This window comes from Paraburkholderia sp. LEh10, from assembly GCF_017814945.1.
GTDB lineage: Bacteria > Pseudomonadota > Gammaproteobacteria > Burkholderiales > Burkholderiaceae > Paraburkholderia.
The window spans coordinates 19,391-31,789 of the sequence record NZ_JAGIPX010000080.1; the positions used below are offsets into that span (position 1 = coordinate 19,391).

12 protein-coding genes and 1 pseudogene are annotated in these 12,399 nt (G+C 57.1%); 1 reads left to right on the plus strand and 12 read right to left on the minus strand.

Annotated elements, in window-relative coordinates:
* Positions 1–133: 133 nt before the first annotated feature.
* A complete protein-coding gene (gene gcvA, locus J8I87_RS37845; RefSeq protein ID WP_124472725.1) occupies positions 134–1,045 on the plus strand; it encodes a transcriptional regulator GcvA in 912 nt (303 codons plus the stop codon).
* An 865-nt stretch (positions 1,046–1,910) separates the two neighbouring features.
* Here the strand turns inward: gcvA and J8I87_RS37850 are convergent.
* From J8I87_RS37850 to J8I87_RS37905, 12 genes and pseudogenes are all read right to left on the minus strand, one after another.
* Positions 1,911–2,747: a response regulator transcription factor gene (locus J8I87_RS37850; protein ID WP_209937481.1), complete on the minus strand. Its 837-nt coding sequence runs from the start codon at positions 2,745–2,747 to the stop codon at positions 1,911–1,913.
* Positions 2,748–2,858: 111 nt separating this feature from the next.
* Positions 2,859–3,179, minus strand: coding sequence for a RidA family protein (locus J8I87_RS37855; protein ID WP_409518871.1), 321 nt, complete (start codon positions 3,177–3,179; stop codon positions 2,859–2,861).
* Between the two features lie 88 nt (positions 3,180–3,267).
* Positions 3,268–4,035 carry an ATP-binding cassette domain-containing protein gene (locus J8I87_RS37860; protein ID WP_209937483.1) on the minus strand — a complete coding sequence of 256 codons (768 nt, stop codon included), beginning with the start codon at positions 4,033–4,035 and terminating at the stop codon, positions 3,268–3,270.
* A 20-nt stretch (positions 4,036–4,055) separates the two neighbouring features.
* Positions 4,056–4,832, minus strand: a complete 777-nt coding sequence (locus J8I87_RS37865) for an ABC transporter permease subunit (protein WP_313068075.1) — start codon at positions 4,830–4,832, stop codon at positions 4,056–4,058.
* On the minus strand, positions 4,829–5,518 hold the full coding sequence (locus J8I87_RS37870; protein WP_280923138.1) for an ABC transporter permease: 690 nt from the start codon (positions 5,516–5,518) through the stop codon (positions 4,829–4,831). The genes J8I87_RS37865 and J8I87_RS37870 overlap by 4 nt, the downstream gene beginning before the upstream one ends.
* Positions 5,519–5,616: 98 nt before the next feature.
* Positions 5,617–6,402 (minus strand): ABC transporter substrate-binding protein, encoded by a 786-nt coding sequence (locus J8I87_RS37875; RefSeq protein ID WP_209937486.1) that lies wholly within the window; start codon positions 6,400–6,402, stop codon positions 5,617–5,619.
* A 94-nt stretch (positions 6,403–6,496) separates the two neighbouring features.
* A complete protein-coding gene (locus J8I87_RS37880; protein WP_209937487.1) occupies positions 6,497–6,940 on the minus strand; it encodes a GNAT family N-acetyltransferase in 444 nt (147 codons plus the stop codon).
* 234 nt (positions 6,941–7,174) lie between these two features.
* A complete protein-coding gene (locus J8I87_RS37885; RefSeq protein ID WP_209937488.1) occupies positions 7,175–8,290 on the minus strand; it encodes an aminotransferase class I/II-fold pyridoxal phosphate-dependent enzyme in 1,116 nt (371 codons plus the stop codon).
* A 290-nt stretch (positions 8,291–8,580) separates the two neighbouring features.
* Positions 8,581–10,194, minus strand: a complete 1,614-nt coding sequence (gene pruA / locus J8I87_RS37890; RefSeq protein ID WP_209937489.1) for an L-glutamate gamma-semialdehyde dehydrogenase — start codon at positions 10,192–10,194, stop codon at positions 8,581–8,583.
* 186 nt (positions 10,195–10,380) lie between these two features.
* A complete protein-coding gene (locus J8I87_RS37895; protein WP_209937490.1) occupies positions 10,381–11,118 on the minus strand; it encodes an IS4 family transposase in 738 nt (245 codons plus the stop codon).
* Positions 11,043–11,813, minus strand: a complete 771-nt coding sequence (locus J8I87_RS37900; RefSeq protein WP_209937492.1) for a transposase — start codon at positions 11,811–11,813, stop codon at positions 11,043–11,045. The genes J8I87_RS37895 and J8I87_RS37900 overlap by 76 nt, the downstream gene beginning before the upstream one ends.
* A 148-nt stretch (positions 11,814–11,961) precedes the next feature.
* A pseudogene (locus J8I87_RS37905) lies at positions 11,962–12,180 on the minus strand (transposase domain-containing protein); the annotation flags it as partial.
* Positions 12,181–12,399: the final 219 nt, after the last annotated feature.

Sequence of the window (12,399 nt, forward strand, 5' to 3'; positions counted from 1 at the left end):
GCCCCGAATGGATCGCGCTGCGAGTCCAAGACCGAGTGGTGGTAGCGGCCGGCACATGGTGAATTTTTCGCCGTTTCACTTTCGGCGGCAAACGAGATAAAGTGTTCTTCATCGAAAGAAAATCTTTGTCGTCATGAAGTCACCCGTTCACCTGAATGCGTTGCGTGCATTTGAAGCCAGTGCCCGTCATCGGAGCTTTTCGGCAGCCGCGGCCGAGCTTCATGTGACGCCTGCGGCTGTCGGTCAGCTCGTCCGCGCGCTGGAGGAATGGCTGGGGACGCCGCTGTTCCATCGCGGTGCCAGCGGGCGTCTCCGTCTCGTGCCGACCGAGGCCGCCGAGCGCGCGCTGCCGGATATTCGCGCAGGCTTCGACAGGCTGACGGTCGGTCTCGAACGGCTCAAGGAGGGATCCACGAGCGGGGTGCTCACCGTCGCGGTCAGCCCGGCCTTTGCGGCCAAGTGGTTGTTGCCCCGGATCGAAAGCTTTCAGAACGCGTGGCCCGATACGGACGTGCGACTGGATACCAACCTCAAGCCAGTGGATTTCGTTACCCAGCAGATCGATATCGGCGTGCGCTATGGAACGGGCAATTGGCCGGGGCTCGTCGCGGACAAGCTCATGGACGAAGATGTTTATCCCGTGTGTTCGCCGGGGCTGTTGCGCGGACGTCTGCGTCTGCAAAAGCCTTCTGATCTGGCTCGAGAGACGCTGATCCACGACCTGTCGATGGATAGCCGCACGGGCTTTCCCGCCTGGGATACGTGGCTGCGCAAGGCTGGTGTGGCGGATGCCGCTACCGGGCGTGGGATGCAGATCAACAATTCCGCGGCGGTTTTGCAGGCCGCCATCGACGGGCACGGCGTCGCGCTCGCGCGTAGCGTCATGGCGCGCGACGATCTGGCAACCGGGCGTCTGGTGCGACTCTTTCCGGAAATCACGTACGCGTCGCCGTTGGCCTATTACATCGTGTATCGCGACGAGTGTTCCGGCCTGGCAAAACTCGTGGCCTTTCGTGATTGGTTGCGGAAGGAAGCGAAACCGTAGAAAAAGCCCAGCGCGGTCCCTGCGGCGTCGATCTAGCCCAGGCGACTTTTCTCACTGCGAAACTACATCACGATCGCAACGATACTACCCGTGCTTGAGGCTTCAATTTTACATAAGCCTAAGTATCACCGGAGACATCGCAAAACGCTTGATCCGTACGATATAGCACACGCGGATTCCGTTGAAGCCCGTTGAGAATTATGTCAACCTTAACGATGATCGCCAGGTCGCAGCTGTTCCGGCACTTTCCTTAGTCGGGCATGTTGAGAACTTTTGATTATTCACTTTGCTTGCGCCGTCGCAGTGCCTCTGGCGATTACGCTGTAGTTCCTACGTCCGTCCGCATTTGATAAGCAACCAATTCAGCCTTCGCCCGGAGAATCAATTGGGCGCTCAAGCGTCACATGTCGTCCCGTGAAGAAAAACGACGGTAAGTAATGTTTTCGAACTGGGCGATACTACCCCCGCCATCTTCTTCGAACCGGCATTCAGTCAGCCTCCTAGGCGCCCAGCGCAATCGACGCTTTTTCATCAAGCGCCGTACTGCAGCTAGCGACGCCCCCCGTCAGACCGCATGCCGAGAGTCCGGTTTTGCAAGTCGGGATAACTGCTCCTGCTGCCTCGACAACCTGCATGAGCGCCATGTGATTCCGCGGCTCCAACCGCATGTAGCCCCCACCACACTACCGGACTGCCAATTCGTACGATAGCTCCGCGAAAGCATCGCTCCCGCGAGAACGCGGCCCCGGGTTGCCTATACAAAACTCAAATTACCCACAGCGCGGCAGTCGGTTCGCTTATCACCACGAACGCGGATCCGCGCGCTGCCGGGAAGGATGAAAAAGCCACAAACGACGCCCCGGAATCATCGGTTTGAGGCGCTTTCCAACCAACGCACGTACAATGCCATCAGCTCTGATTGAGTGGCAATATGTAGCTTCGCGTAGGCATTCTTGCGGTGGCTTTTTACCGTCGTTATTGCGATATTCAGTCTCAGACTGATCGATACGGACGAGTGCCCCTGCAGAATCAACCGAATCACCTCTATCTCACGCGCAGACAATAAGTCCTTCCCGAACGATTCAAATGCCACATTTACAGTGTTGTCGTGAGGGAGTGTGGCATCGCGGACGAAACATGCCCAGTTCGCGCGAACAACCGCAGAGACGAACGGCGCCATCGCTTCGAGATTGGAAATCTCCTGCGCGCTAAAACCCGATGACGAACTGGGTCGGAGAAAGCTCACCTCGGCCATGGCCCCGTCTGGGAGCTGGACGAGAAGCAATAGCTCCTCTCTCTGCTCGGGCCACCCAAGGGTGATGTAACGCATTTCCTCTTTTTCAGACCACGCCGCGGGCACACTCTTGAACGACTGGGAAATCGGATATTCATTAGGCACCAGATCCTTCATCCGGTACGCGCCCGGCTCGATGCCGTCCAGATATGCCTGATAGCACGGACTCAGCACGTACGACAACTCGACAAAGTTGGTCAGGCCTTCCCGATAGGGTGTATCGCCGAATGTGTCAAATAGCAGTACAGGCCGCGTCTTTCCACGATAGGCGACAATCGAAACCATCTCGAACGCCAGATTCATATTCAACAGCTCGAATGCCGCGACATATGATCTCTCGCTACCGACACAATCGATTGCCTCGCCAATCCACAAAAAAAATTCGGGTCCGGAAAGGTTGAACGACATAGACCGCCCTCAAGTTCCTTTGAGACATGACGCGTGGCCCTATTCTTACGGCGGTGTCCGCCCGACGACGGACTCCCCCTTGACAACCCGCGCCCGCCTTCTCTGCCAGATTTAATCCAGGAGTGCCGCAGTGATGACCACCTCGACCGTACATCCGGGGACAGCCAATTTTCCCTCGACCGTAGCACGTGGAGGTGGGTCGCTCCGACTAACCCATGCATCCCACGCGATGTTCATCGCGGGAAAATCCGCAATGTCCGCGAGGAATATCTGTGCAAAAAGAATCTGATGCTTGTTGCTACCCGCCTCTTCAAGCAGGGAGTCGATGGACTCCAAGATCCCTGCGGTCTGCGCTGTGACATCCAGATTGGGTTGTTCTGAGACTTGCCCCGCGAGCCGCACCACTCCCTGATGAACGCTGGCAGCAGACATCCTCGGACCGGGATAGAGACACGCTACAACCATGATGATTACCTCAATGCCTAATAGACTCTAGCAAGTCGATGTGGTGGATCTCGGACTACTTCAATGCCCCAGTGAGGAACTTTGCTAGCCTCTCACTTCGTGGACTTCCGAAAATATCAGTTGGCCGGCCACGCTCATTCACAAGTCCCTGATCAAGGAACATCACTTCGCTCGAGACTTCCTTCGCGAACGCCATCTCGTGTGTCACTACCACCATCGTTCGCCCCTCCTTGGCGAGTTCCTTCATGACCGAGAGCACTTCGCCAACCAGTTCGGGATCAAGTGCAGATGTGGGCTCGTCAAACAACAATACTTCGGGGTCGACGGCAAGTGCCCTGGCGATCGCTACGCGCTGTTGCTGCCCACCAGACATGTGGGACGGGTACATCTCAGCAACCTTGTCCGGATCCAGCTTGACCTTCCGGAGGACATCGAGTGCACGTTCATGGGCCTCCTTGCGCGAACGCTTCTGCACCCTGATCGGCGCGAGCATCAGGTTCTCGATCACTGTCAGATGTGACCAAAGATTGAAGTGCTGAAAGACCATCGCAAGCCGCGTACGCATCTTTTCGAGCTGGCGGTGGTTGACCGGCATGATGCCCTCGCGTGTTTCTTTCGTCTGCAGTTCCTCACCGTTCAGGCGGATCACGCCGGCATTTGGCCGCTCAAGCATGTTGATGCAGCGCAGGAATGTACTTTTCCCCGATCCGCTTGAGCCGATGATGCTGATGACATCGCCCTTCTTGGCATGCAGCGAAACGCCTTTGAGGACCTCGTGCGCGCCGTATTGCTTGTGTACGTTTTCAACCGAAAGTGCATTCATGATCGTTACTCGTGTTCTGATTAATACTGTCGCGCATCCTGGAATTCGGCCGCGGATGAGCTTGCAGACTTTACCGCAACGCGCTGCGAGGCGCGTGGCCGAACGTGAGCCATGTATCGTTTCTCCAAAGTGCGGAAGATTCTCAGAATTGCAAATGTGCACACGCTATAGAGCACGAGTGCAAACAGGTAGGGCTCGAACGGCGCCGCATACTGCATGCTGATTGCGCGAGCGACGCCACCCAGGTCGAGCAGCGTGATACCGGAGGCCAACGCTGTTCCGTGCAGGGTAAAAACAACCTCGTTGCAATACGCCTGCATCGCGCGACGGAGCGCACTTGGATAAATTACATATCGAAGGCGAGCCCACTTGCTCATCCCGATCGCAACAGCCGCCTCCACCTCCCCGGGTGGCGTAGCCTTGAGCGCGCCAGCGAAAATTTCACAGGTGTATGCTGCGGTGTTCAGTCCGAATGCAAGCCACGCGCAGACGTACGCCTCCTGGAGGTAGGTCCAAAGCCAGCTCTCGCGGACGAATTCGACTTCGGCAAGCCCATAGTAGATGACATACATCTGGACGAGCAGTGGGCTTCCTCGAAAGATGTATGTGAAAAACCAAACGGGCGTTGACAGCCAACGCGATTTCGATATGCGCATCACCGCGAGCGGCAATGCCAGCACGAGCGCGAAAGCCAGAGAAATCAAAAGAAGCTGCACGGTCAACCACAAACCGGTGGTGACTTCGCCGTCGGTCCACAAGAACAGCCGAAGATTATCCAGAACAATATTGAAGTTCACAGAATCACCTCTCGAACTCCGAGCGAGAATTTCATGTTGAGTCGTCGCAGAATCCAGAGCGAGACAGTCGTAAGAGCGAGATAGACCGCACCAGCGACACAGAAGAACAGGAGGATGTGGTGTGTGGCGCGTCCGGCCGCAGACGAGAGGAAAACCAACTCGTTCAAACTCACCATGGAAGTGATTGCGGAGGCCTTTACAAGCGCGAGCCAATTGTTGCTCAGACCGGGGATAGCGAATCGCATCATCTGCGGGTAGAGGATGCGAAAAACTACGGTTCGCTTGCGCAACCCAAATGCGTAACCGGCTTCCATTTGGCCAGCCGGAACTGACAGTATCGCGCCTCGAAAAGTCTCGGCGACATATCCACCGTAGACCGCCCCGAGAATTACCACGCTCGCCATATAGGAGTCGATCTCGATCGAACGTCCTGGAGATATTTTGTTCACTGCATAGTTGAGCGCGGCTTGGCCACCGTAATACAAGAACAACAGCCACACAAAGTCGGGCGCACTTCGGGCGAGCGACGTATATAGCAACGCGATGGTATTCAAGACGCGATTTGACGCGGACTTGCACATGGCTGCCACGAGCCCCAGAACAACAGCAACAAGCAACGAAGCCAATGCGACGTTGATCGTTGTCATGGCACCAACACCAATCGCGTGAGCGTATCCATAAAGCATCAGACATCTCCAGAAACAATGGGGAAGGGAGTCGCCGCCGAATGCGGTAACTGTCCCTCCCTCTCCAACTTCCACACCGGAGTCAAGGACTCGGTGCGTCAGATGCCCGAATAGATATCGAAATTGAAGTAGCGCTTGGCTATGCGATCATATTCTCCGCTCGTCCGGATTGCGTTAATGGCACTGTTCAGGCGATCGCGGAGCTGAGAATCGTCCTTGCGTACGCCGATCGCGATGCCGGCGCCGAAGTACTGTGAGTTTGTGACCGGCTTCCCGGTGAATGCGAAGCCAGTACCTTGCGGCTGGTTGAGGAAACCGGTAGCGAGCATGGTGCTATCCCCCATCACGGCGTCGAGCCGACCGGAAGCGAGATCTGTCAAGGCATCCTCATCTGACGGATAAGTAACGACCTTTGCGCCCGCTGGTGCGAGGACCGCCTTCGCAAACGACTCGTGAGGACTCGAACGCTGCATCCCGACCTTCTTGCCCTTCAGCGTCTCCGGTCGGGTGGGATCAAATGAAGAGCCCGAACGGGCAACCATCCGAGACGCGACGCTGTAGTACTTTTCGGTAAACGAAATCTTCTCTCGGCGCTCTGCTGTGTCGGTCATCGACGACATGATCGCGTCGAACTTGTTGCTCATCAGCGCCGGAATCATGCCATCCCAATTCTGGACAACCCACTCACACTTGGCCTTGAGCTGAGCGCAAATTGCGTTACCGATATCGACGTCAAAGCCACGAGGCTTTCCGTCTGTACCCATTTCGTTAAACGGAGGGAATGCGCCCTCGACTCCCATACGGATCACGTCTGCACCCTGCGCGTGGGCCGTCGTCATCAATACAGATGCAACAAGTGCCAGCATCGTTGCGGACCTTTTCATCGCTTGTCTCCTTGCTCGCCTTAATATGGAAATGAAACCAAAATTCGCCTGCAACCTGCGCTCAAAATCACTGGTTTTCCCGACTGCTCGCTTTTTATCTTCTGTACTGAACTACCGCAGCGCGAGTAGCTACAGTCTCGTACAAACTCTGCGCTGTCTTGTTCGTCTCGTCCGTCTGCCAATACGTGCGATAGCAGTCCCGGACATCCGCCTCCTGGAACGCCTTATCAAGAAGCTGACGTGCTACACCTAGCCCTCTTGCTGCCTCCGAAACAAAGAGATCCTCAATCAGGCAGTTCCACGTCGCAGCCCAGCTTGAACGATGGAAGAGATAGATAACAAACCCTGTCATCCGGCCTGCCTCGTCCTCGCTGACGGCGCACTGATGATCTCCACCCTGCGTCGTGATCCGGTCCCACGTCGCCTCCGTGACTAGCGTCGGAATATTCGTCTGATAAAACTGTAGATAGGATTTCCAGAGTGGCAGCCATTGCTCATAATCCGAACTAACGGCTGCCCGTACAGTTAACTTTTGCATACCGTTGCCTTCTCGCTAACTAGGTTTTCGGTCTATTCGTTACTGCTGTCCCGCAGCGACGCTCTTAGTTCATGACCGCTTGCCGCGCAATGAGCAGAGAAACTAACGCACCCGAACAGCGAGGGGCATGGCTTCTCGGCAAAGTTCCTGACTTGCCCCAGCGTCGGCGTAGCAAGGCACCAGGTGTATGTATTTCGGGCCGCTCATCCGCGTACGGAGCGAGCGGCGATCTAATTACAATTGCTCGCGTACGGCGGCAGAGATACCTGCCAGACCCTTTCGGAGTTCATCCTCCGTCGGCCATGCAAAGCCGATGCGCATGTGCAGTTTTGACATTTCGAACCAGTTTCCGGCGCCGACATACGTATGGTGGTTCTGCAGCAACGACCGATAGAATTCATCAGCGTCGAAGGTCGACGGCACTTTCAGGCGTGGGAAACAAACGACCCCGCCTTGGGGCTCCACCCATTCGACGTGCGGATCCGACTTGACCCAGTCGCGTGTGATCTCAAGGTGACGCAGATTCTTCTTATTGCTCTCGGCCAACCAGCTATCGCGCGCCTTGAGGACCGCGACACCGATCGCTTCGTCGATCACCGATCCGCAAATGCCGATTTGTTCCTTGGCCGCGAGAAACAGTCGGTAGAGTGCCGGGCTGCGCGTCGTGAGCCAGCCGAGGCGGATACCAGGAGTGCCGTACGCCTTCGACAGGGACGAGACCGAAATGAAACGATCGCTGATGGTCGCTGCGGCTGGGTACGGCGTACCGTAGGTGAGATCGCGATAAGTCTCGTCGACAAGCACAAGGCAGTCGTGCTTGTCGGCGATCGCCTTGAGGCCAACGATTTCGTCCCACGTCATCATGGTGCCAGTCGGATTGTGCGGGCACGTCACACTGATGTATGCGGTGTTCGGTCGTACCGCACGTTCGATTGCTTCGAGGTCCACCTTGAAGCCTTCCTGGAACTCCAGGTCGATGTATGTCGTTTCGCAACCGATCGCGCGCGGCGTCTCAATATTCGTCGCGTAGTTCGGGCGGACGACGACGAGATGCGAATCCTTGTCCAGCAGCGATGTGGCGATGATGAACAGGGCACCCGCAGCGCCGTTGCAGATCAGGACGTCATCAGCCGTGACAGAATGAGCGCCGCATTGTTTCGCGATCAACTCTCGAAGCTGCTTGTCGCCGCGATGCTCGCCATACAGCAGAACGAGATCATCAAGGTTCTCGACGTTGAAATCGCGGAACTTCCGGTCCGAGATCGAGCTCTCCGACAGGTTGTACTTGATCTTCGCGTAACCCAGTTCTTCCGGCGACTCCTCTTCGAGGATCATGCGCACGTATTTCATAAAGTCTTCCCGTTAGTTTGTGAATCAGACCGATGCCCGCTCTTCGAGCGAGCTGCATGGCGTTCGATTAATCTTTACCGGACAGAATTCTTGGTTCCATCCCCCCAGAGGAGGAGCAGCGGGATACAGGTACCGGGTCGAGCAGGGTGAGTCAAAGCGCCGTTGCGTGGCGTGCATCCACGGCACACCAATTGAACGGAAGTAAACCCTATGCAGGACTCAGCGGTACGCCGCGAAAACACAACTCTTCGCCTGGTGTCCAGCGATGAGACCGACTGAACGCGAACTTGTTAGCCCTTCATGTGCGGATACCGATAGTCCGTTGCCGGGACGTAGGTCTCTTTGACTGTGCGAGGCGATACCCAACGCAAGAGGTTGAGAATCGAGCCAGCCTTGTCGTTGGTCCCGCTGCGGCGGGCGCCGCCAAAGGGTTGCTGTCCAACAACCGCACCTGTTGGTTTGTCGTTCACGTAGAAGTTACCCGCTGCAAATCTAAGACCAGCGCTCGCTTCAGTGATCGCTGCCCTGTCGGTCGCGAACACCGCGCCGGTGAGCCCGTACGGGCTGGTTTCGTCGACGAGCTTGAGAATTTCAGACCACTCTTCATCGCGGTACACATACACAGACAGGACCGGCCCGAAAATCTCCTCCTGCATCGTGACAAATCGAGGATCACGAACCTCAATGACCGTAGGCGATACAAAGTAGCCCTTTCGGGCGTCGCACTGGCCGCCGGCGAGGATGGACGCCTCGCCGGAACGCCGGGCCGTGTCGATATAGCCATTGATTCGCTCGTAGGCACGCTGATCGATAACCGCGCCCATGAAGTTCGAGAGATCCCGCACATCCCCCATCTTCAAAGTCGAAAGATCCTCGAGGATTCGCGCCTTGACCCGCGGCCAGATCGACGCCGGGACATATGCGCGCGACGCCGCGCTGCACTTTTGCCCCTGGTATTCGAATGCGCCCCGGAGCAAGGCGGTGCTCAGGGCATCCGCATCTGCCGACGCATGAGCAAGAACGAAGTCCTTTCCGCCTGTTTCACCAACCAGCCGGGGATAGCTTCGATATTTCGGGAGGTGCTCCGAGACGGAGCGCCAGAGGTTGTCGAACACCGCGGTCGAGCCAGTGAAATGAAGGCCCGCAAATGAAGGTGAGCCAAGCGCGGCAGACGACACCGTTTTCGCGTCCCCTGGGACAAAATCGATGACCCCAGGCGGGAGTCCCGCCGCCTCGAGCAGTTGCAGAATATAGTAGTTGCTGAGCGCGGCGGTGGCGGCCGGCTTCCATAGCACAGAGTTCCCCATCAGCGCGGGGGCACAGGCCAGGTTGCCGCCAATGGCCGTGAAGTTGAAGGGGGTAACCGCGTAAACGAAGCCCTCAAGCGGCCGGTACTCGAGCGCGTTTCGTGCCCCGGCAGCGGAGATCGGTTGCACCTCCTGCAGTTCACGCGCGAACTGGACATTCCACCGCAGGAAATCGATCAGTTCACACGCCGAGTCGATCTCGGCCTGATGCACGGTCTTGCTCTGACCCAGCATTGTCGCCGCGTTCAGTTTGTGACGCCAGGGCCCCGAGAGCAGATCAGCGGCCCGCAGAAACACCGCTGCACGCTCCTCTAGCGACCAGTTGGACCACTCCAGTTGACTTTCACGTTGGGACTGGATTGCCGCCTGCACGTTTTCTGTCGAAGCCTGCTGCACGTTTGCAAGCAGGTGATGATGATCGTGGGGACATGTTACACGCAGCCGTTCCCCCCCCTCAATTCGCTTGCCTTTGACGATAACCGGAATATTTACGACCTCAGCGGCCTGACGCACGAGTTCACTCTCGAGCGCGGCGCGCTCCGGGGATCCCGGAGCATAGGTAAGGATAGGTTCATTCTGTACGTGCGTAGAAACCATAAGGTCCGTCTCCAATTCTCGAGAAGTTCAAAGGAATTGAAAACGTATCCAATACCAGCGTCTCCAACCATCCTTCCAAGGGATGAGCACGTTGAGGCCGGCGCTTCCACGGACAGTACAGTCGTGCGATACAGCTGCAGCGAGTGAAAGGCGTCGCTATCTGTAAGCGTCACGTGAGGCTTGCAATTACCCACTTCTTTTTAGCGCGAGGTCATAGCCGATCTGGATGTCAGTCAGACGTCGCATCCCACGCCACATCACGGTAGTGCCCGGCGGAGGGTCACTGGCACGCGCAAGGTAACCACCGAGCTGGGCGAGCCTGATGACGTTGCGCACGAGCGGTGGTGCCTGTGCGTTATGAGACGTGTCGTGAACGACGTGTTCAAGCAGGTCGATTTCGGTGCGTGTGAACGCGAGTTCGGCTGTGGCCCGTGGCGCCGAGCGGCCGAGCATGGTGATCCAGAATATGCGCCAGCTCAGGATGCAGAAGACCGCGATCAGGTTCGTTAGCCGGTCGGCTGTACGAAGTCGGGACTCCTCGGCCTTGCAGCCCGACTTCAGGATTTTGTGGAAGGTTTCGATTTTCCATCGCATCGCATACCAGTCAAGTTTCTCGATTGCCTCGGCGCGAGAGCGGACCGGCAGGTTGGTGATGAGTTTCCATTCGATGCGGGCACGCCCGGCCGGCGGATCTCGCTCCTGCGCGTGAAGTACGGTTAGCTGTAACGCGGGGTAGCGGCTCTGCTTGCCGATGGGCGGCAGAACAGTCATTGGCGCATAGCGCAGTTCGAGCGTCGCGGTCATCGGACGGCCCTTCGCATCGCGAAGCTCGACGCGATGGAGTCCCTTTACCTGAACCTGCCGCATGGCTTTGGAGATCGTGTGCTGACCATCTCCCGCGAGCCTGTCGACACAGGTACGCACGAGGAAGTAGGTGGAAAGATCATATGCGGTGCATACAGCTCGTAGATGTCGCTTTCCCGGTCACCGATGTGAATGCAACGCACAGGATCGTCGAGAAGTTCAGTCGACTGACGCATATTCTCCAGCCAGCGCCAGCTTTCCTTTTCCTCAATCGGTACGCGCGTGGGATTGATATGACGCTTGAGTTCAGAAGCCCCCTTGAACTGCTTTCTTGTCCAGAATTTCACTGCAGCCAGGCCAAGTGGCAATCCATCGGCAGTAACAGCAAGACTCGAATGCATCAGGATGCCGCACTGCGTGAGCGGTCGTCGCGGGCCCCTGCCGTTCTTCCCCGTGCGCAGGGTCGTCTTGCCCGTGTAGCCGATGAGTTCGGGACGCTCGCGCTGGTACGAGAATGCGGTCGTGTCCTGCAGGATAAGCACTGGCCCATCGGTGGCCTTCACACGCTCGGCGCTCGCCTGGAAATGTCCGCTCAGGATATCGTGTTCGCTGACGCGGTCATTGGACAGAAACCGGTACGCAGCCTTGGTCGAAGCCCAGTCCTGACAGGCGAACGGGATCGTCTGCCCCATGCCGTCCCACAGCTTCTCGAGCAGGCTTGCGAAGCGGCGGCGCAGCCTGGTGTCCTGGAATTCGCTTCCCTGGACTTCCAGGTCGAACCACGAACGATCATCCGCGTGTCGCTTACCGGCCATCCCGCGTGCGTATGGAACGTGACGTATGCCAGGTTACCAGGTTTCGCGCTGGAGATGTGGGTAATTGCAAGCACGTGAGGGCCGTTGAGAGTTCTCTGGACAGGCGTAGAAGAACACGGCAGGCGCATCTTGCCGCTGCCAGAAGGGATCAAACCGAGGCAGGTGTAGATCGGAGGAGATGCTTCGCGACGTTCTTGGGCAACAGTTCGTCGACGCGGTTGGCCTGGTGATCGGCGATGTGCGTAAGCACGTATTCCAGATAGGCGCGCGGGTTGATGCCATTCAACTTGCACGAGCCGATCAGGCTATACATTGCGGCGGCTCGCTCGCCACCGCTGTCGGAGCCAGCGAACATATAGTTCCGCCTTCAATGCACATATTTGCATTGAAGGCGTTATGCGCAGCCGGGAATTATGCGGAGTTGCATCACGCCAAACGCAACATGGATCGGTTCTACGGACCTCCATGAGGTTTGTGTGCCGCAGCAAACTGCACATAAAAAAGTGGTTTCCTAGTGTTCCGTCCCAGAAATAACTTTACGTAAATCCAGCATGTTCTATGATCGAGTCATGTGTGCTGGAGACGA